Annotated in this window: 18 protein-coding genes; 7 read left to right on the top strand and 11 right to left on the bottom strand. The window is 53.3% G+C overall.

Annotated elements, in window-relative coordinates; translation table 11 throughout:
- Positions 1-198: 198 nt before the first annotated feature.
- The 7 genes from NXT09_RS10205 to NXT09_RS10175 form a co-directional block, all read right to left on the bottom strand.
- Positions 199-1059 (bottom strand): ketose-bisphosphate aldolase, encoded by an 861-nt coding sequence (locus tag NXT09_RS10205; RefSeq protein WP_095993488.1) that lies wholly within the window; start codon positions 1057-1059, stop codon positions 199-201.
- A gap of 89 nt (positions 1060-1148) precedes the next feature.
- Positions 1149-2000, bottom strand: coding sequence for a class II fructose-bisphosphate aldolase (locus tag NXT09_RS10200; protein ID WP_268579606.1), 852 nt, complete (start codon positions 1998-2000; stop codon positions 1149-1151).
- Positions 2001-2011: 11 nt separating this feature from the next.
- A complete protein-coding gene (locus NXT09_RS10195) occupies positions 2012-3103 on the bottom strand; it encodes a PTS fructose transporter subunit IIC (RefSeq protein WP_014913895.1) in 1092 nt (363 codons plus the stop codon).
- A 26-nt stretch (positions 3104-3129) separates the two neighbouring features.
- Entirely contained in the window at positions 3130-3444 is a 315-nt protein-coding gene (locus tag NXT09_RS10190) for a PTS fructose transporter subunit IIB (protein WP_010280229.1), read from the bottom strand.
- A 13-nt stretch (positions 3445-3457) separates the two neighbouring features.
- The gene (locus tag NXT09_RS10185; protein ID WP_095701340.1) at positions 3458-3937 is read right to left on the bottom strand and encodes a PTS sugar transporter subunit IIA; all 480 of its coding nucleotides are present in this window, start codon (positions 3935-3937) and stop codon (positions 3458-3460) included.
- Positions 3938-3985: 48 nt separating this feature from the next.
- Positions 3986-5536 (bottom strand): BglG family transcription antiterminator, encoded by a 1551-nt coding sequence (locus tag NXT09_RS10180; protein WP_268579605.1) that lies wholly within the window; start codon positions 5534-5536, stop codon positions 3986-3988.
- A gap of 427 nt (positions 5537-5963) precedes the next feature.
- Positions 5964-8375, bottom strand: a complete 2412-nt coding sequence (locus tag NXT09_RS10175; protein WP_268579604.1) for a TonB-dependent receptor domain-containing protein — start codon at positions 8373-8375, stop codon at positions 5964-5966.
- Between the two features lie 300 nt (positions 8376-8675).
- Between NXT09_RS10175 and NXT09_RS10170 the strand changes: the two genes are divergently transcribed.
- From NXT09_RS10170 to NXT09_RS10145, 6 genes are all read left to right on the top strand, one after another.
- Positions 8676-9326, top strand: a complete 651-nt coding sequence (locus NXT09_RS10170) for a hypothetical protein (protein WP_268579603.1) — start codon at positions 8676-8678, stop codon at positions 9324-9326.
- 36 nt (positions 9327-9362) lie between these two features.
- Positions 9363-9866 (top strand): SUKH-3 domain-containing protein, encoded by a 504-nt coding sequence (locus NXT09_RS10165; RefSeq protein ID WP_268579602.1) that lies wholly within the window; start codon positions 9363-9365, stop codon positions 9864-9866.
- Positions 9867-10077: 211 nt separating this feature from the next.
- Positions 10078-12348, top strand: coding sequence for a DNA topoisomerase IV subunit A (gene parC, locus NXT09_RS10160; RefSeq protein ID WP_268579601.1), 2271 nt, complete (start codon positions 10078-10080; stop codon positions 12346-12348).
- Between the two features lie 150 nt (positions 12349-12498).
- Positions 12499-13236, top strand: coding sequence for a 1-acylglycerol-3-phosphate O-acyltransferase (locus NXT09_RS10155; protein WP_240584347.1), 738 nt, complete (start codon positions 12499-12501; stop codon positions 13234-13236).
- Between the two features lie 102 nt (positions 13237-13338).
- Complete coding sequence (gene ftsP / locus NXT09_RS10150) at positions 13339-14754, top strand: cell division protein FtsP (protein WP_268579600.1); 1416 nt, start codon at positions 13339-13341, stop codon at positions 14752-14754.
- 386 nt (positions 14755-15140) lie between these two features.
- Positions 15141-15878 carry a GntR family transcriptional regulator gene (locus tag NXT09_RS10145; protein WP_268579599.1) on the top strand — a complete coding sequence of 246 codons (738 nt, stop codon included), beginning with the start codon at positions 15141-15143 and terminating at the stop codon, positions 15876-15878.
- A gap of 47 nt (positions 15879-15925) precedes the next feature.
- On the opposite strand, the gene dkgA is transcribed toward NXT09_RS10145, so the two are convergent.
- From dkgA to NXT09_RS10130, 3 genes are all read right to left on the bottom strand, one after another.
- Positions 15926-16753, bottom strand: a complete 828-nt coding sequence (dkgA, locus tag NXT09_RS10140) for a 2,5-didehydrogluconate reductase DkgA (protein ID WP_039504208.1) — start codon at positions 16751-16753, stop codon at positions 15926-15928.
- Between the two features lie 282 nt (positions 16754-17035).
- On the bottom strand, positions 17036-18199 hold the full coding sequence (gene yqhD, locus NXT09_RS10135) for an alcohol dehydrogenase (RefSeq protein WP_268579598.1): 1164 nt from the start codon (positions 18197-18199) through the stop codon (positions 17036-17038).
- Positions 18200-18202: 3 nt separating this feature from the next.
- The gene (locus NXT09_RS10130; protein WP_268579597.1) at positions 18203-18943 is read right to left on the bottom strand and encodes an NADPH-dependent oxidoreductase; all 741 of its coding nucleotides are present in this window, start codon (positions 18941-18943) and stop codon (positions 18203-18205) included.
- 233 nt (positions 18944-19176) lie between these two features.
- On the opposite strand from NXT09_RS10130, the gene NXT09_RS10125 reads away from it, so the two are divergent.
- Positions 19177-20181, top strand: coding sequence for an AraC family transcriptional regulator (locus NXT09_RS10125; protein ID WP_268579632.1), 1005 nt, complete (start codon positions 19177-19179; stop codon positions 20179-20181).
- A gap of 29 nt (positions 20182-20210) precedes the next feature.
- Here the strand turns inward: NXT09_RS10125 and NXT09_RS10120 are convergent, their stop codons facing one another.
- On the bottom strand, positions 20211-20870 hold the full coding sequence (locus NXT09_RS10120) for a DedA family protein (protein WP_039499708.1): 660 nt from the start codon (positions 20868-20870) through the stop codon (positions 20211-20213).
- Between the last annotated feature and the right edge of the window lie 420 nt (positions 20871-21290).

Below are 21290 nucleotides of genomic sequence, written 5' to 3'. Positions count from 1 at the left end.
TGTTCTCGAATCGGTTATCAACGAAGATGTTGGGCGTAGTCTAGAGCAGAGAGCAGTGCAGAAAAATGTGCGCTAGCGCATAACACTATTGACTGAATATCAACAATCAGAAGTCGGTGGACGTCATATTGAAATAATGTGGGTGGGGTAAAAAGGCAAGAGAATCCTTCCCTTGCCTTGTTCAGTGCGTTTAGCGAATCAATATAAATCGGCTTTTCCTATTGAACCGAAGAGCGCCATTTTGTAGCGAATCACCTCTTTTGCCGCGTTAATCGGTTCTGGATAGATGGCATTAGGATCCCACCAGGTTTCACGACTGAGGATTTCCCGCGCTTTCTGGAAATAGGCGAATTTCATGTCGCTGGAGATATTGATTTTGCCCACGCCAAGTGTCACTGCTTCGGCAATTTCGGCGTCTGGGTTGGCGGAGCCGCCGTGCAGGACGAGTGGGATCGAAACCCGCTGCGAGATATCCCGCAGGATATGCATTTGCAGTTCTGGCTTCAGGTCTTTGGGGTAAATACCGTGTGCGGTGCCGATGGCGACGGCTAACGTATCAACGCCGGTCCGGTTGACGAAATCTTCCGCCTGCTCGGGGTCGGTGTAGATTACTTTGCTCACGCCGCCTTCTATCGTGGTGCCAGTATCACCAATCGTACCTAATTCCCCCTCCACGGAAACGCCCACGGCATGCGCCAGCTTCACCACTTCGGTCGTGAGCGCCACGTTCTCCTCATAAGGCAGCAGCGAGCCGTCGATCATCACGGAGGTAAACCCGCACTGAATGGCGCGTAGAACGTGTGCGATCGATGCGCCATGATCGAGGTGAATGACAAATGGCACCGGGCTGCGCAGCGTTCTTTCTCGCACATAGGCGAAGAATTCATCTGTCACGAATTCCAGCTCGCTCGGGTGGATAGAGATAATGGCTGGGGTATGCGTTGCTTCGGCTTCTTCCACCACGGCGCGGATAAAGCAGCTGTCGGCCACGTTAAAGGCGCCGATAGCGAAGCGATGTTCACGCGTGGGTTTTAGGATGTCGGTCATTGAAATCAACATGTTATGTCTCTCCTGTGTCGGATAAAGGGCAAAGCGTTCCTGTACCAGTGGAAAACCACTGATGGCGAAAGTCGGTAAAGGGCGAACGGTCAGGCTTGGTTGGCGGAACCTGACCAACTGAGATAATCGGCGACCACATCGCGGCAGGCGGATTCCATCGTTGCCAGCAGGTCGGACAGCTCTGTTGTCGGGTGCTGATGCAGTGCCTGCTGCAACGCGGTTTTGCCGGCCTCAAAAACGGCCGCGCCGACGTTGATTTTGGCGACGCCGTGGCGGCTGACGCGGCGAATATCGTCGGCTTTGGTGCCGCTACCGCCGTGCAGCGCCAACGGCACGGTCGATTCCCGATGCAGGGCTTCGAGACGCTCAAAATCAATCTGTGGCGTCACCCCCGGTGGATAAATGCCGTGAGCGGTGCCGACCGACACGGCAAGCAGGTCGATACCGGTTTGGTGGATAAAGGGAGCGACGTCTTCCACCTGCGTCATTTTCACAGCGGCATCCTCTTGGTCGTAGACGGGCGCGTCGGCGATATGCCCAAGCTCGCCTTCCACGCAGACGCCCGCCGTCGCGGCGATGGTCACCACCTGCTGGGTGCGCAGGATGTTTTCTGCCAGCGGGTGACTGGAGGCATCGATCATCAGTCCGGTAAAGCCGGCGCGGAACGCCTGCCCAATCAGGCTGAAAGCTGTACCGTGATCCAGACTGAGCGCCACCGGAACGGTGGCCTGCTCGGCCAGCGCGTTGACCAGCGGCACCGCGAGATGCGGCGGAAAGTGTGCGGAGTGACCCTGATACACATTAAGAATCAGCGGCGCACGCTGTTGCTCGGCGGCGGCAATCGCCGCACGGGCGGTCTCCAGATTGAAACAGTTGATGGCGAGCACGGCATACTGCTGTTGATACGCGTCATCAATGAGGGCTTTCATTGCGGCATACATGGCAGCTCCTGTTATTCGAGAGTGAATTTAATGTCTTCGTCACGCACGCTGCTGTCGTCAACGTCGTCGAACTCTTCATCTGCCTGCGTGACGCGTTTCTTAATCAGCGACAGCATCACGCCGCAGATGACCGTGCCGATACCGAGCGCCAGACAGAACATCAGCGGCTTGGTAAACAGCGGAACTACAAACATGCCGCCGTGTGGCACGGGAGCCTCCACGCCCCAGACCATGATGAGCCCGCCCGCAATGGCGGAGGCGACGACGCAACTGGCAACTACCCTGAATAAGTCGCGTGCGGCAATTGGGATCACCCCTTCGGTAATCATGCAGATCCCCATCGGGAAGGCGGCTTTCAGCGCCTCTTTTTCAGCGCGGGTGTATTTGTAGCGGGTCAGCAGGAAGGACAGCGTGATGCCGAACGGCGGAATCATTGAACCGACAAACTTGACGGCTTCCGGCCCGTAGATGCCATCGACCAGCATACCGTCTGCGAAGAGCGACATCGTTTTGTTCACCGGTCCGCCGAAATCGAAGGTTGCCATCGCCCCCAAAATCGCGCCCATCAGGAATTTCGAACCGCCCTGCATGGATTCCAGCAGATGAATCAGCGTTTTTTGCAGCCAGACGATGGGCTGGCCGATAAACGTCATCATCAGCAGCCCGGCGATGATGGTGCTGAGCAGCGGCAGGATCATGACGGGCATCAGCCCCTGCATCGAGGTGGGCAGTTTGATGTAGCGACGCAGCAGCAGTACGGTGTAGCCGACTAAGAAGCCGCCGAGAATACCGCCGATAAACCCGGTTTGAATCTGGCCGCAGATAAAACCCACGATCAGGCCGGGAGCGAAGCCGGGGCGGTCGGCAATGGAGTAAGCGATAGCGGCGCTGATGAGCGGCACAATCAGCCCCATGCCCCAGCCGCCGATCTGGTTGAGCATCCACGCAATGCTACCGGTTTGCTTACCGACATCCGGGCCGCCGATAACCTGACCGAGCGCAATACAGATCCCGGCGGCGACAATCAGCGGAATCATCCAGGAAATACCGGTAAGGAGATGCCGTTTTATTTCCTGTCCAACAGTGATTTTTCTGGTGTTCATTATGATTACCCCGAAAAATGAGCTATTCAGGCACCCGCTAAAGAACTAGCGACTTTTTCCAGAAATTTAATGGGAGATTTAATAACGACCTCCGTTTTTACTCGAACGACGGGTTTACCCTTAAACCGTTCTTCGCCTGTTATTTTGATATCGATGGCCAGAATAACCACATCGGCTGCGGCTATTTCCTCGGGCGTTAATTCATTTTCAGTGCCAATGGTGCCTTGGGTTTCCACTTTAATGGCGTAATTTAAGGCGTTCGCACCCTTAATGAGTTTCTCGCGTGCGATATAGGTATGCGCAATACCGGCCGTGCAGGCGGCAACACAAACAATATTCATTTTGAGCCTCGTCTTATGTCGGAGTGACGGGAGCTGTTTCTGCATACTGACTAAACAGCCGAATAATTTTATGGGGATCGGATTCGTCGAGCAGTTGAGCAATCACCTCATCGTCGGCCAGTGCACTGGCAACCTGAGACAGCAGGCGAATATGTGTCGTGTTCTGATCTTCCAGACGCACGGCAAAAAGAATAATGCAGCGGACCTGGCTACCGTCCAGTGTTTCCCAGGGAATATCCTGACGGGTGCGGCCAATCGCGAGCGTCGTCTGTTTGACGGCAGAGGATTTTCCATGAGGGATCGCGATATGGTTTTCAAAACCAGTCGATCCTTCCGCTTCGCGTAACCAGACGTCGTGAATAAAATCCTGTTTATTGGTAATGGCACCATCGGCATACAGCAACTCGGTTAATTCATTAATGGCTTCGTCTTTATTGGTTGCGGACATGTTTAACTTCACGCGATTAGCATTCAGTATTTTATTGATATCCATTGTTCACACCTCATCTATAAAATTAAAAAATTAACGTTCGGCCGATAATCAGTGAGGGACGGCCTGATGCAATTGACTAGCGATAACTTTTTCGGTAACACGCTTAATGTCATCGTCATTAAAAAAGGCGGAAACATAGACGACGGGAATGTGTTGCTCTTCCAGATGAATCGTGGAAATAATCAGCTCAATCTCTTCCTGTTGGCAAAATGCCTGCATATTACTGGCAGAGATCACGCCAACAATAATCCAGTCAGGAAACGCGCGCAGAATACGGTTTTTTAACAGATGGGACGTTCCTACGCCGCTGGAACACACCACCAGAATACGTTTATGCGCAATTTGGCGTTCCAGCGCGGCTTGAAAATGAATGGTCAGATAGCCGACTTCATCCTCAGCGACCGATTTTAATTGAAACCGCTGACAGACTTCGCTCATGGCTTGCTGCGTCATTTCATAAATATCGACAAACTCGCTTTTGATATCGTCTAGTAACGGGTTGCGAATATGTATTTGGTACTTTAATCGGTTCAGTAACGGCTTGATGTGAATAAGTAGCCCTTCATGTAATAACTTATCCGTGCGCAGGTCTACATTAATTAAATCAGAAAATATCTGCGTCAAGGCACGCGTGATTCTGCGTGATTCACCGTTAGAGAATTGATAACGCAGCAGTTGATTATTCTCCCGCTCCTCCATCACAATGCCCGAAGAAATAATATATTGGTAAATGAACCAGACTTCATCAGAAGGCAGCGTGCTCTCGACCCGCAGCTCTATTTGGTTCACCATATTTTGAGCGATGGAGAATATACGACTATCAACTTGCTGATGCACCGATTCTTCCGCCATCATTAACGCTTTTCCCTGCGCAATCCGGTGCATCATAATTAAGGTATGCGTGAATATGTTGATGTAATAAGGCTCGCCGAGCGGATAAGAAAGCTGCCGCTCCATGCCTTGTAACAGCGATTCGACGAAGGATACGTCTTCTTCACCGAAATAATTAATCAGCGCCTTATAGCTGCCGGGGTCGAGACGAGAATGGCTAAGCGGGCCGGGTTCTTTATGGTGCATCACGTCATTAATGAGCGAAGCCATCGCCTGACGCACCTGATTTTCACTGCCTTCAATGTGCGTGCCGCTCTGGCTGCGCACCAGCGATAATCCCAGCGGATGTAGCCAGCTTTCGATGATTTTCAGATCGTTAACGATAGAGGCGCTGCTGATAAAATAGCGCTCAGACAGCTTGCTGATGGATGTTTCATGAGGCGTATCGCTTAACAGCTGCGAGGCAATTTTGACGCGGCGAGCATTGTTGATTAGGGCATCGGTGTCTCCATCGTCCACGACAATCTGCTGTTCCAGCAGCGCTAGGTGTCGGTCGTCATCTGTTGTTAACATGATTCCCGCACCGACCTTTTTGTCTGGATAAATATTCCAGACAGAAAGGAAGGCTTCAACAAATTGCATATCACGATAGACCGTTTTTTCCGACACATCCAGGTAATGTGCAATATCTCTAACCGTTACATATCCCTGGTGTTGTAACAGATATTTCAATAAACGGTTCTGACGGGAGGTGAGTGGCTGCATCATATTACCCTCATTTGTCTTTAGATTTTCTGATGCTTATCGAATTGATAACTTTTTCTAAATAATTTCCTGTTTTATTTTCTCTTTTGGTTTATTTAAATAGGATGCTGTAGTGATTAATCTAGTCGTGATAGTCGATAGGGACAATACTAAATGCTGTCCGCTGAATAGGACAAAATTAAAACATGGCGTTAACTGAATAGTAATTGAGACCGCGATCACGTTATTTAAGACCGACATTTTTATCGGCATATTCATTATTTAATGCTGTGAAAATAACGATGTTGGCGTAATTAAACGGGGAGTGACGGGAAGAGCGTGTAGAGGAAAATAAAAAGGCAAGAAAGCGGTGGTGTGCGTTCTTGCCTGATTACAACGGCGATGCCCGAATGAGGCACCGCCTGTTCAATGACAGCGTGAGCGATGCGGATTAGAAATCCACGTTCACGCCCAGTTGGAAGGAACGACCAGGTTGCACGGAGAGGGCGCGGTCATACTGTCCCTGCCGATCGTTGGTTTCAATCTGACGGCTGCTGAGATAATCCCAATATTTACGGTCAGTCAGGTTATACACGCCACCGTTGACTTTCACGTTCTTGCTGATGCGATAGTAGGCGGTCAGGTCAACCATGCCATAGCCGGGAATCCGCATATATTCGGTATTCGAGGTGGCGATCGCGTTGCCAGCATTGGTATAGCTTTCGCGGCTGGTATCCTTCGCCTGCTTCCCTTTCTGGAAGGTCGACGTCAGGGCGGCACCGTAGCGCTGAGCAGGATCGTCGTAGGCGATACCTATCACGGCTTTCATTGGCGCGACGCTGTCGAGATCGACATAGCGGTCGCCGAGGTAGCGCGATTGCGATTGGCCTTTGGTGTAGCCAAACGCCAGCGTGGTGCTGAGCCCATCAACTGCTGGGAACCAGGTGCCTAGCTGTATTTTGCTGCTGACTTCGCCGCCGTAGATATAAGCCTTATCGCGGTTTTCTGCTTGGAATATCGTATGGATATTACTTGGCACATTGGTGAATTTATCGGGGTTAGTGCTACGGCGATAGCGGGTGTTGGCGATAAAGTTCTTATACGTGTTGTAGAATAGCGCGGTACGGAAGGTGATCCCCTCCGTCGCTTCGCCTTTTAATCCCCACTCGACGTTGTTACTGGTTTCCGTTTTGAGGTCGCTATTGCCGATAAAGGCGTACTGGAACGGTCCGAAAGCGTTAGCAAAGTTGGCATCAAGGTTGGTGCTGCCATAAAGCTGGCTGGCATCCGGGAACTGTGCGCCACGACGGTACTGCACATAGGTCGTCAGCGTCGGGGTGATGTCGTAGAGGAAGCTCAGCGACGGCAGGACTTGCGTATCGCTGTTGGCTTTGCCGTACAGTCTGTTGACATCGGATTCACTGATGACACTGCCGTCACCGCTCAGGCGAACCGTATTGGTTGGTTTGGTACGCTGGTGAATGGCGCGCACGGCAGGGACAACCGAGAAGGCGTGCCCCGCCAGATCCCACGTAGCGGTATCCTGCACAAAGCCGCCAACGGTATAGCTGTTGCTATCGGCTTCCGGCTGCATGATGTTGTTGGCACCCGTTTGGTTAGGCGACTGCCTGAACGGACGCTCTGTTTTGCTTTGGCTGGCGTTAAGGCCCCAGCTGAACTCGTGGCGATCCCAGCTTTTCACCATATGGGTATCGAATCCATAGGTGGTGACATTGTAGTCGGAATAGACCCGGTGGCTATCTGCCGCCGCCATCCCTGTGGTTGCGGGCAGCCAGGTATTGTCGTGTGATTCGCTGTTTTGGAAGTAAATACGGCTATCAACCAAATCGACCAGCGTGTTGTTAACCGGCGTCCAGCGATCTTTCAGGCTGGCGGTCCAACGGCGTGTCTGGCTGCTTTGTTGCGCCGTGCCGTAAATGGTGTTGTTGTCGCTTGGCAGACTACCCCAATAGTCATAATGGGTGTGGTTGGTTTTATGGTAATAATCCAGCGTACCGGTGAGCTGATGCTCGTCGTTAGCCTGCCAAATGCCGGACGCTAAAATGGCGTTAGAGTGCCAGTTGGCGGGATAAGCGGCGATCTCGTCGCTGTTATTACGCGTTTGCTGACCGTCACGGCGGCTAAATACGACCACACCGCGCAGGTCGTCATCACCGCCTGCGGCGGTGATGCCATTATGCCAACCATGGTTGGCGGAATCGTAGTCGCTCTGAAAACCGAAGTAGTCCTGCTTGCCTGCTTGCAGATAGTCATCGGCAGATTTTGGCCGAAAGGAGACGCTGCCCCCGAGTGCGTTGACCGTATTTTCTGCGGAGGTGACGCCCGACTCAATATCGACGCTGCTGTAGATATAAGGATCAATATAGTCGCGTCCCATCCCGAAGGTATTGAATCCGGCACGGCTGGCGTAGCTGCGGCCCGTGGCATTGGGCAGGGCGATGCCATCGGTATCGATCGCAACACGGTTGCTTTCAATGCCGCGAATGTTGTAACCCGTGTAACCGCCGCGGTCGAAGCCGCTTTTCCCTGTATTACTGCCGCCGCTGGACCCGGTTGCGCTCACCAACGGTTGATAACGCATGATCGTGCCGAAATTATTGCCGCCTTCTCTTTGCATATCTGCGGCAGTTAGCGTCGTGCTTGAACCGGCTTTTTTCTCGACTTTTGGCGAGTGAACCGTCATCACATCGTCAGTCTGTCCCGTTTTCGCCGCCGAATCGTCTTGGTTCTTCACGTTGAGTGCGTTGTTGCCCGTGGTGCTATCCGCTGCCATGCTGTTCAGCGCGACGCCAGTCAAGATGCCGGTGAGAAGAATTTTATTTAAATTCTTGTTAATTAACATAATGATACTCTGCTATAAGGTTGTTCTGGCCAGCGGCGTTGGGGAAACATGGCGTGCTGGTCGCTAACGTCTGCAAGGAAATGCAAAACGGCGAATAACATTAATTATCATGTGGTAATGATAATTATTATCAATATGCTAAGCATTATCATCTGATGTTGCAACGATGATGAATAATTCTTAATGAAACGGTATGTGTGCTATCAAAGCGGAAGTGATTGGCTATGCACTAATGAGGCGTAATGAAATTACCGACTTACGAAACTGACTGCTATGAGGGTTGATAGGGTATTTATATAGATGAAAATCTCTGCACTTAGGTCGAAGGCTCGGCGTAACACGCTTGAGGTTGAGCATATTCTTGCCGCAGCGAAAGCGCGTGTGCCAGGGTTACGCGATGAACTTAATCGGCTGTCCGATGAATTTGGCTGGTCTCACTCACCCTATTTACCTGACGGCACACATGTTGTTCCGTTAGCGAAATGGGCTGAAATTGCAGGCGCTTATGCAGAAGAAGGAATTGACGCTCTCGGCGTCTTGGCGGCCGAACCCGACAATGCCGCGTATGTGATTGGCCTGCTTGAAGAACTTCGATCACACGCGGCGGTGAATGCATTGATGGCTTTCTTTGCTGGCGTCATGCAGGCACCTGAGTTAGCGCCTGAAACGGCATGGCGTCTTACTTCTACCTTTAACTTACTCCTGAGCATTAAAGACGGCGTTGTGGCGACGGACGAGCAGGCTGCGGCAGTGCGCGCTTTCCTGATGCGGCTGTTACCGCTGGCAACGTCGGAACACCAGATCTTCCTGATATTCTGTGCGCTCCGTGGCGTTGGTGATTCATCGTCTCTGGAACGGTTGTCAAACCATCGCGATCTGGTTTCACCGTATGAAACGATAAGAACGAGTACGATACGCGCTATTCGCCAGCGGCTGAAAAATCAACGCTGATGTTATTCCTTTACCACCATGATGAGATGACGAACGATGTCGATTGAAATCCCCAAATCTGTTCTTCCACTGTTTCACGCGGCAGGCTGGCCGCGTGCTGAAGCGCAATCAGTTCTGCCGTTTGTGCCAGAGCATCATCCGGCCTTCGCTATCCTGCACGCGTTCGGCGGGCTGACGGTCGGGCAATGCGGTGCAGGAGAAGAGTGTGCCACTTGCGATATCGCTTTTGGCGGCAGCGAGGATTTGCAGCAGGATGAAACGCTGCTTGAGTGGCAAGGCATTCTGAACTCGACGTTGATTCTTGTCGGCGAAACCCATCATGCGCACGGTGCTCTGCTGATGGATAACGCGGGAGCCTGCTACGGGATGAGCTTTATACATGAGGCATTCTGGTTTGAAGGGGCGTCTTTCGGTGCTGCCGTTGAACGCATTCTGCTTGGCCGTAAGGGGAAACCGATGCTGCGGCCCGACGAGCCGTCAATTTCCATCTATGGAGAAACGATTACCGCCGATCACCCGAGCGTTCATCGCTACCGCTAGCCACCTTCTCCGGCAACTGTCGGATTCACATCGGCAATCGCTGGTGTGATGATTTCCTGAGATGACCGCGTTCCCTGTGGCGTGATTGGCTGCGAATGGTTCCCTGTGACATCACCTCATCAGATAAGGTACTATTCCCGCCAAACATACCGCCGCTATGGCGTGCCGGAAAGCGTAACCATCGCGCCGCGATGTGAGGGAAGTGAGATAAATGAGTGAGATGACTCATGACGGCGCAGAAAGCCTTGCGCTGCGCACGTTTACCGAAAATGCATACCTAAATTATTCCATGTACGTCATCATGGACAGGGCATTGCCGTTCATTGGCGATGGCCTGAAGCCTGTGCAGCGTCGCATCGTGTATGCGATGTCCGAGCTGGGACTGAATGCCAGCGCCAAGTTTAAAAAATCCGCCCGTACCGTGGGTGACGTGTTGGGTAAATACCACCCGCACGGCGACAGCGCCTGCTATGAAGCGATGGTGCTGATGGCGCAGCCGTTCTCTTATCGCTATCCGCTGGTGGATGGTCAAGGGAACTGGGGGGCGCCGGACGATCCGAAATCCTTCGCCGCTATGCGTTATACCGAATCGCGGCTGTCCAAATATGCGGAACTGCTGCTGTCCGAACTCGGGCAGGGCACGGTCGATTACACCCCGAACTTTGACGGCACGATGCAAGAGCCGAAGATGCTGCCTGCGCGTCTGCCGAATATTCTGCTGAACGGCACCACAGGGATCGCCGTCGGGATGGCAACAGATATACCGCCACATAACGTGCGTGAAGTCGCTGCTGCCGCCGTGATGCTGCTGGAAAACCCGAAGGCCTCGCTGGAAGAGTTATTGCAGCATGTTCAAGGGCCGGATTTCCCGACAGAAGCCGAAATCATCACGCCACGCGATGAAGTGCGCAAACTCTACCAGAATGGCCGTGGTTCCGTGCGTATGCGCGCGGTGTGGAAGAAAGAAGACGGTGATGTTGTGATTACCGCGCTGCCACATCAGGTTTCCGGTGCCAAAGTGCTGGAGCAGATTGCCAGCCAGATGCGTGCGAAGAAGCTGCCGATGGTCGAAGACCTGCGTGATGAATCCGATCACGAGAATCCAACCCGTCTGGTGCTGGTGCCACGCTCGAACCGGATCGATATGGATCAGGTGATGAACCATCTGTTCGCCACGACCGATCTGGAAAAAAGCTATCGCGTTAACATGAACATGATCGGTCTGGATGGTCGTCCTAGCGTGAAAGGGCTGGTCGAGATCCTGAGCGAATGGCTGGTCTTCCGTCGCGATACCGTGTGCCGCCGTCTGAACTACCGTCTGGAAAAAGTGCTCAAGCGCCTGCATATCCTTGAAGGCTTGCTGATCGCGTTCCTGAATATCGATGAAGTCATTCATATCATCCGCACGGAAGATGAGCCGAAGCCCGTTCTGATGCGTCAGTTCAGCCTGAGTGAAACACAGGCTGAAGCGATTCTGGAGCTGAAATTACGTCATTTGGCCAAGCTGGAAGAGATGAAAATTCGCGGTGAGCAGGACGATCTGGCAAAAGAGCGCGATCAGCTTCAAGCGCTGCTGGCGTCAGACCGTAAGCTCAGCAACCTGATTAAGAAAGAAATTCAGTCCGATGCGCAAGCCTATGGTGACGAACGTCGTTCGCCGCTGCGTGAGCGTGGCGAAGCGAAAGCGATGAGCGAGCACGACTTTGTGCCGTCCGAACCCGTTACCATTGTGCTGTCGGAAATGGGCTGGGTACGCAGTGCGAAAGGGCATGACATCGATCCTGCCGGACTGAGTTATAAAGCGGGCGATAGCTTCCGCGCCGCCGCGAAAGGTAAGAGCAATCAGCCCGTGGTGTTCATTGACTCCACCGGGCGTAGCTATGCGCTGGATCCGATCACACTGCCTTCTGCACGCGGTCAGGGTGAGCCGCTGACGGGCAAACTCACGCCGCCGCCGGGCGCGACGATTGAGCAGGTGCTGATGACCGCAGACGATCAGCCGTTGCTGATGGCATCGGATGCGGGCTATGGTTTCGTGTGTACCTTCAACGATCTGGTGGCGCGTAACCGCGCGGGTAAAGCGATTATTACGCTGCCAGATAACGCGAAGGCGCTGGCACCGATCGAGATCAAAGGCGACGATAACCTGCTGATGGCGATCACCGCTGCAGGCAGAATGCTGCTGTTCCCTGTCTCCGATCTGCCACAGCTGTCGAAAGGCAAGGGCAACAAGATTGTGTCCATCTCCTCGGCTGATTTTGCGGAAGGCAAAGACCGTCTGACCTGGCTGTATCTTCTGCCACCACAGGCGTCAGTCACGCTGTACTTCGGTAAGCGTAAGCTGGTGCTGCGTCCAAACGAGCTTCAGAAGTATCAAGGGGAGCGCGGGCGGAAAGGCACATTGCTGCGTGGGCTACAGCGCATCGACCGAATTGAGGTGGATGCACCACAGCAGATTAGCACCGGCAGCAGCGAAGAATAATTCCTCCATATTGTCATGTGCATGTTGAGAAAGGCGGTGTTATACCGCCTTTCTTTAGTTTCCGGTTGCCATCCTGCCGCAAATTGAATCACCGTGTGTTTTAGCGCGAAATCGCTATACTAGCGGCGGCTGTCGGCTAATGAGGTTGCTATGTTATCCATTTTGCGTTTTTTTATTGTCGTTATATTTTCGATTTTGGTCTGTGTTTTTGGCTTGTTTTACTGCCTGTTCAGCCCTAGAAATCCCCGTCATGTGGCGACCTTCGGTCATCTTTTTGGGCGCTTGTCCACGGTGTTTGGCCTGAAAGTAGAAATGCGGATACCGGAAGAAGCTGCGCATTACGGCAACTGCATCTATATCGCGAATCACCAGAATAATTACGATATGGTCACGGTCTCAAGAGCGGTTCAGCCTCGTACCGTTACCGTGGGCAAGAAAAGCCTGCTGTGGATCCCGTTCTTCGGGCCGCTTTATTGGCTGACGGGCAACTTGCTGATTGACCGTGAAAACCGTGCTAAAGCGCATGGCACCATTGCCCAGGTCGTGAAGCATATTAAAGAGCGCAACACGTCTATCTGGATGTTCCCCGAAGGTACGCGTAGCCGTGGACGCGGCCTGCTGCCTTTCAAAACCGGTGCTTTTCATGCTGCGATTAGCGCAGACGTGCCGATTGTGCCGATTTGCGTGTCTACGACCAGCAACAAGGTGAAGTTGAACCGCTGGAATAACGGACTCGTTATCGTAGAAATGTTGCCACCCATCGATACCCGCGCATATACCAAAGAGCAGGTTCGCGAGCTGGCTGCACATTGCCATGATGTGATGGCTGCCAAGATTGCGGAGCTGGATGCGGAAGTGGCGGCGCGCGAAGCAGCAGACAAAAAATAAACTTACCCCATCGAGTTACGCGATTATTTCTTCCGATTGTCTATTCAAGAACGAATCGGAAGATAAACTTTGCTTACGGTTTATTGGATTTACGGAGTCATTATGTCACTCAGCCGACGTCAGTTTATTCAGGCATCGGGTCTTGCGTTATGTGCGGGTATGACGCCACTGGCAACCAAAGCCAGTGGGAATCCCGGCGCATTGCCGATACCGCCATTACTGGAGTCGCGCCGAGGCCAGCCTCTTTTTCTGACCATGCAGCGTGCCCATTGGGCATTCTCCGGTGACCGTAAGACATCCGTTTGGGGAATCAACGGCCATTATCTGGGGCCGACGGTGCGGGTCTACGACGGCGACGACGTTAAGCTGATTTACAGTAACCGCCTGAATGAGCCTGTCGCGATGACGATCGGCGGTTTGCAGGTGCCGGGGCCGCTGATGGGCGGTGCGGCTCGCATCATCTCTCCAGGAACCGACTGGTCACCAGTATTGCCCGTTCGTCAGCCGGCGGCGACCTGCTGGTATCATGCGAACACGCCGAACCGCATGGCCCCGCATATCTATAACGGGCTGGCTGGGCTATGGCTGGTAGAAGACAGCGCCAGTAAATCCCTGCCGCTTCCCAATCACTACGGTGTTGATGATTTCCCATTGATTATTCAGGATAAACGACTGGATAACTTTGGTGTCCCTATTTATAGCCCGCCCTCTAACGGCGGATTTGTCGGTGATTCGCTGCTCGTCAACGGCGTGCAAAATCCCTTTGTTGAGGTGTCCCGTGGTTGGGTTCGCCTGAGATTGCTGAACGCGTCGAACTCCCGACGTTACGTGATGCGACTGAGCGATGGGCGAGCGATGCATGTGATCGCCAGCGATCAAGGGTTGCTGCCGGCACCGATGGCAGTGAACCAGCTTTCTCTCGCGCCCGGCGAACGGCGCGAAATTCTGGTCGACATGTCGCAAGGCGAAGAAGTCACGCTGACGGCAGGTGAGTCGGCTGGGATTATGGATCGTCTGCGCGGGCTGTTTGAGCCTTCCAGCATCCTGATTTCGACTCAAATACTCACGCTGAAGCCGACGGGGCTGTTGCCATTAGTCACGGATAATCTGCCGATGCGTTTGCTGGCCGACAACATCATTGAAGGCAGCATCAGCCGCACGCGTGAGTTCCGTCTGGGTGACAGTCTGCCCGGCATCAACGGTGCGATGTGGGACATGACGCGTGCCGATGTGCAAACCCAGCTTGGCCGCTGTGAGCGCTGGATTATCCACGCCGACACGCCGCAGGCTTTCCACATTCAGGGCGTCAAGTTCCTGGTGCGCAGCGCGAATGGTAGACCACCAGCGGTGGAAGACAGCGGCTGGAAAGATACGGTGTGGGTGGATAACGATGTCGAGCTGCTGGTTTATTTCACGCAGCCTTCCTCACTGGCGTTCCCCTTCCTGTATTACAGCCAGACGCTGGAACTGGCCGATCGCGGCTCGACGGGACAGCTCATCGTACAGTCTGCGATGTAAACCAATTTATAGCCTGCCAGTTTCTCCGCGTTACCCCTCCGCTGTGACAAAGGTAACGGCCTTGCTGTCTGACGCACTGCTCGCTCGTCAGACGGCAACGCTTCCGAGATTTATCTGTTTCTTAATGTGATCCACCTCTATTCAGACAAACCAAAATTAAAGATGCGAAGCCGTGCGGACGATATCTTATATATTGATGTTGCTATTAATTAAGGGTGAATTGCATTTTGCGTCGCGCGCTGTTTCGGGTCTGATTCGTGCTGAAAGAATATTTTTTATTACAACAATGTCAGCGTCCGAGCGTTTCGTTTCGCCATGAAATCAGGTTCACTTTCTGTTTTAACCTGTACGCAGCCAGAACGCTGCGTCACTAAAAGGGCTGCACTATGCGGGAATTACTGCTTTGGGTCAGGGATCAGCTGGCTGGAGCGCCGTCGGCGCCTCGCTACATGCAGCTCGCGTCGTTGCTTGAATCAGAAATCGGCCGCCGTAAGACGTTATCCGGCCAGTTCTTACCTGCCGAAAGACTGATTGCGCAGCAGTTGGGATTATCGCGCGTAACGGTTTCCCGTTCCCTGTCACTGCTGGAAGAAAAAGGGCTGATTGTGCGCCAGCAGGGGGTGGGAACCCGCGTGACTCAACGGCTTAACTACGCGTTGAGCGCCGAGGATGAAGGGTTCACTGCGCTGGTACTGAAACAAGGCGGCGTCGCTGGCAGTCTCTGGTTAGAAAAGGCAATACAGGTTCCTCCAGCCGCTATCGCTGCGAAAATGTCTCTGCCGGAAGGCGAAGCCGTCACCTATCTGCGACGCGTCCGGCTCAGTAATGGCGAACCCGTTTCGCTGGAAACTACCTGGATACCGCAAGAATTCCTACCCGACCCCGAAGCGCTTGAGCAGTCTCTCTATCAGTATTGGATGGCGCGTGGCATCACGCCGGACAAAAAACGCTATCGTTTCAAAGCGATTGCCTGTACGGCAGAAATCGCTGCGCTACTTGGTATTACGGCGGAGGCTCCAGCGCTGTATTGCGAACTGCATGTTTATAACGAACGGGGTGAACTGCTGGAATACAGCGAAGCACATTGCCGTAGCGATGTGTATGAGATTCAGTTTGCTGATTAGATAAGAAGAGAAATGCCAGCCCGGTGCAGGCTGGCATCGAAGGCAGATTAGTCGTTTCTCGGTTCGTCAGGGTCTGATCCCAGACGTTTCCCGCAGTCCAGCTTGGCAATTTCACTGAGCTCGTCTTTATCCAGACGGAAATCAAACACCTCGAAGTTTTCCTTGATACGCGACGGCGTGACCGATTTAGGAATCACCACCAGCCCGCAGTCCAGATGCCAGCGGATCACGATCTGTGCCGGCGTTTTGCCGTATTTTGTCGCCAGTTTACGGATAATAGGATGGTCGAAGACGCCTTCGCCGCCCTGCGCCAGCGGGCTCCAGGATTCTGTCTGGATATGGTGGATGGCATTCCAGGCGTGGAGCTGTCTTTGCTGGAGAAGAGGGTGTAGCTCGACCTGATCGATGACCGGCAATACGCCCGTTTCTTCTTTTAACCGCTGTAGGTGGTGAATATGGAAATTACTGACGCCGATACTTTTTGCCAGACCTTGTTCCTGGAGTTTGATGAGTCCGCGCCAGGCATCCACGAAGGTATTCTGTTGCGGGAGCGGCCAGTGAATCAGGTAGAGATCGATGTAATCTAACCGAAGTTTTCTCAGACTCTCTTCCAGCGCTTTTTGGGGATCGGTGTGATCGCCATTCCAGAGCTTGGTGGTGATGAATACCTCTTCACGCGGCAGATTCGCGGAACTCAGTGCCTGACCAACGGCCTCCTCGTTCTTATAAATCGCGGCGGTATCGATCGCCCGATAACCGATGGACAATGCTTCAGTCACGGCGATCACCGTGTCCTCACTGCTTGCTCGCCAGACACCAAGGCCCAACTGGGGCATGATATTGCCGTCCGCCAGCTTAACTTTCGGTTGCGTCATCTCATTCTCCTTTTATATCCGTTAATCCATAAAAATATCATAGGGTTAACTGGATGGGCGACCTGTTCATATCACGGACATAGAGGAATGTGATCCCTCGCAGGAACAGGCATATGATTTCATTCTAGTAGAAAAATTCGTCGGCTATATGTCGCCAGATGATAAAGGGAGCCGATTGGCTCCCTTTAACAGACACAGCATTGAGGGTATATCATCTGATATAGGCGTGGTTTAAACGATAGCTTTTTCTCCTGTCACTCGAATGATTGGGTGCAGAGGCGCTTAACGCGCCGCTTCGTAAATCTTCTGGCTTTCTTCCAGCGTAATGTCGTGGTGCTCACCCAGTGCAGTCAGACCGTGCTCACTGAGTTTGGCGACCAGTGTCGGGATAGAACTGCCATCCAACTGATAGTCAGACATGCGGGTCGGCACGCCCATCTTCTCGAAGAAATCACGCGTAGCGGCAATCGCGCCGTCAATGCGCTGATCTTCGCTACCGTCACGCAGGTTCCAGACGCGCTCGGCGTATTGCAGCAGCTTGTCGCGCTTCTGGGCTTTTCTTGCCGTCAGCATGGCAGGCAGAACGATAGCCAGCGTTTGGGCATGGTCAAGGCCGTGCAGCGCCGTTAATTCGTGTCCCAGCATGTGAGTTGACCAGTCCTGCGGCACGCCTGCGCCAATCAGGCCGTTCAACGCCATGGTCGCGCTCCACATTACGTTGGCTCTGACCTTGTAATTCTCCGGTTCAGCCAGCGCGCGCGGGCCTTCTTCAACCAGCGTCAGCAGTAAACCTTCCGCAAAACGATCCTGTACTTTGGCATCGACGGAATATGTCAGGTACTGCTCAACCGTGTGAACGAAGGCATCGACCACGCCGTTCGCGATCTGGCGAGCGGGCAGGGTGTACGTCACGACCGGATCGAGCACGGCGAAAAGCGGCTGCGTGTGGCGTGAACGGAAAGAGAGTTTATCGTTGGTCGATTTACGCGTGATGACCGCACCGTTGTTGGATTCCGAACCGGTCGCTGGCAGGGTGAGCACGGCCGCCATTGCGACGCCGCGATCGATTTCCGCGCCGCCGGTTTGCAGAATATGCCATGGGTCTTGCGCGGCCTGATAATCTGCGGCGGCAGCGATAAATTTCGTGCCATCAACCACAGATCCACCGCCAACCGCCAGCAGGAAGTCAATCTTCTCCGCCCGGACAACCTCGACGGCTTTCATCAGCGTTTCGTAAGTCGGGTTCGGCTCAATGCCGGAAAACTCACGGACATTGCGACCTTCTAAGGCGTGATAGACCTGATCCAGCACGCCATTGTGCTTCACGCTGCCGCCGCCGTAGGTGATGAGAATACGGGCATCGGCAGGAATTTCTTTGCCTAATTCAGCAATCTGGCCTTCGCCAAACAAAATCTTGGTAGGGGTATGGAGTGTGAAATTTAGCATAGGTTATTTGTCCAGTTTAAAGCCCTGTTGGAGGATCGCGGGTAAGACTTTCGGGAAGTAAATGTGCTGATAGTAGCTGGCGGTGTTATCACCCCAGTTGTCGCCGTCTGCGCGGCTGGTTTGCTGCCAGTGTGCCACCAGCGTTTGGTTATATTGCTCAATCGCCGCAGGCAGAACATCCTGATGATACGTTTCATCATGGCGGAAGGAATTCAGCGGCAGGCGCGGTTTCTGATGCGCCGGGGTATCCACGTAGCCGATAGCAACGCCTGCAACGGGGAACGTCAGTTCAGGCAGTTCCAGAAAGTCGATCATCGCCTGTGGGTCGCGACGAATACCGCCAATCGGGACGATGCCCAGCCCAAACGAGCGTGCGGCGGCCATCAGCGTGCCGAGCGCGATGCCGACATCTGTTGTGCCGGAGATCAGGCTTTCGAGGCTTTCATGGGCGTGCTGCTGCTTGTCGCTCATGGCAATCCCGACCTGCGTTTTATGCATGTCCAGCACTACGGTGATGAAGACCGGTGCCTGAGCAATCCACGGCTGGCCGCCAGCCAATTCGGCAATGCGTGCTTTGCGTTCCGGGTCGCGGGTGACGACGAGCGAGACCTGCTGAGAGTTCACGGAGGTCGGTGCCAGATGCGCGGACTGAATAATGGCATCCAGCACGTCATCGGGAATCGCTTTATCAAGATAGCTACGTTCACTGCGGTGTGAGGTGAACAGCTCAATCGTTTTATTCATGTCTTTTCCCGTGAGATGAGAGGATGGCTGGTATGCTCAATATTGTCATCAACCTACGTAAGACGTTCAATGCACATTTCTGTTTGGTTGTTGCCTATTTCTCCAAAATATAGGAGAAAAGGGTGATAATAATTCGCAGGTATGTCATTTTGTTTCTTCTGTCAGGAGAGAGGCTTCGGACAGGAAAAGCGAACCCGTAGCGAGAGAACACCATTTTGACGCAAACCCAATGCATGTTGACGGACAGCCAAAGCATGTCTACGGAAAGCCAAGGCGAGCGGCTTCTTCAGGAACCAATAGTTCAGGAAACAATAGTTCAGGAACCAGCAGAACAGACGGTGCGGCAGCGCATCGTGCAGCAGGCAATACGCTGCTCAGCCAAAAGCTGGGCCACGCCTTCGCTCGTCCCGCAGGTCAGAATTCTGTATACGGAACAGCATCATCCACGTGTGCCGGTGATGTATGAACCGACGATCGTCATCATTTTTCAGGGGCAAAAAATTGGTTATCTGGGCGGGAAAACGTTCCAGTATGACCCGGAAAACTACCTGTTGATGACCGTGCCGCTGCCGTTCGAATGCGAAACGATAGCCAGCGTTGAACACCCGCTGGTGGGGATGGCGATCCGTATCGATATCCAGATGCTTCAGGATTTGCTGATCGACATCGGTGACGACGACAGCGCGATCCGCCCCTGTGCCTGCACGTGCGGGGTGAACAGTGTGCCGTTGACCAATGAGATTCTGTGCGCCGTTGAACGGCTGCTGGATGCGATGGATAACCCGCGTGATGCCCGCGTGCTGGGCCCGGCGATTGTGCGCGAGATTATCTATCATATGCTCTGTGGTGAACGCGGTGCGGCGTTACAGGCGCTGGTGAATCGGCACACGCACTTCAGCCAGATTGCCAGATCTCTGCGACGTATCGAAAACCACTACGCCGATAGCCTGAATGTGGAACAGCTGGCGGCTGAAGTGAACATGAGCGTCTCGGCATTTCATCATAACTTTAAGGCTGTCACCAACACATCGCCGTTGCAGTACCTGAAATCCTACCGCTTACATAAAGCGCGTGTGCTGATGATCAACGAGGGGCTGAGAGCGGGCGTCGCGGCGGCTCGTGTCGGGTATGAGAGCGTGTCGCAGTTTAGCCGGGAATTTAAGCGCTATTTCGGCGCGACGCCGAGCGATGAAATCACGAGAGTAAAGGCCAGTAACCTGGCTGTTGAGGAAAGCTGAAGACGTGAAGAAAGCGTGCCGTTGCCCGATTAGGCGACCGCACGTTTTTTGCGCCACACCATGACAGCCATGCCGATCAGGCCGCTAACCAGCAAAATAATCGGGAGCAGGATCAGCGCGGTCATCACCTGATCTTCATAGCGTTTGACCAGCGGAATGTGGCTGAGCGCATAGCCGAGCGTGACAATCCCGCCGACCCACAGCAGCCCGCTGAGCCAGTTGAAAATCTGAAAGCGCGTATTGTTTAAGCCGGAAATGCCCGCCATCGTCGGCAGCAGCGTGCGGATAAACGCTAAAAAGCGGCCAACCAGCAGCGCCATCAGGCCGTGGCGGTGAAACAGGTGATGGGCTCGCTGGTGGTAATGAGCGGGAAGCTGCAACAGCCAGCCTTTTACCAAACGTGTATCACTCAGCCAGCGCCCTTGAAGGTAGCTGAGCCAGCAGCCGAGGCTGGCGGCGACGGTGAGCAGAATCATCGTAGGGAAAAAGCTCATCACGCCTTTGGCAATCATGGCACCCGTGAGCAGCAACAGGCTATCGCCAGGCAGAAAAGAGGCAGGGAGCAGACCGTTCTCCAGAAACAGCGTTGTGAACAGAATGCCGTAAACCACCCAAACAACGTGGGGATCGGCCAGTGCACTAAAATCCTGCTGCCAGAGCGCCTGAATAATGTCGTGAACCACACTCATATTACTTCCCGCCAATGACGATATTCACTATCTCTCAGGCTGCGGCGTGTAACGCTGGGCTACCTGAAATCTACTGCTTATCAAGCCCTAAAATCGGTATGGGCAAAACGCCTTGCCGCATGATGAGAATACGACAGGGCTTAATGCTTAGTTTTGGTTAAGGTAACGCGGTTTTTGGGTAAGCGTTGACTCATGATCATCATAACGCATTACCCACCGCGCCGCAGGGGAAATCAAGATACGGCGGTATTATGGCCGTCACACTTCCTATATTTTGTTTCCTGCCATACCCGTCATACTTCAAGCCGCATGTGCGTTGGCTACGTTCATTCACCCGAATCACTTACCTGAGTAAGCTCATCGGGATTCTCTCTCTTGCCGCCTTCCTGCAACTCGAATTATTTAGGGTATATATTTTGT

The organism is Pectobacterium jejuense (assembly GCF_026800125.1).
Taxonomy (GTDB): domain Bacteria; phylum Pseudomonadota; class Gammaproteobacteria; order Enterobacterales; family Enterobacteriaceae; genus Pectobacterium; species Pectobacterium jejuense.
Note: the sequence above shows the minus strand (reverse complement) of the source record. Positions and strands in the feature narration are given on the sequence as shown.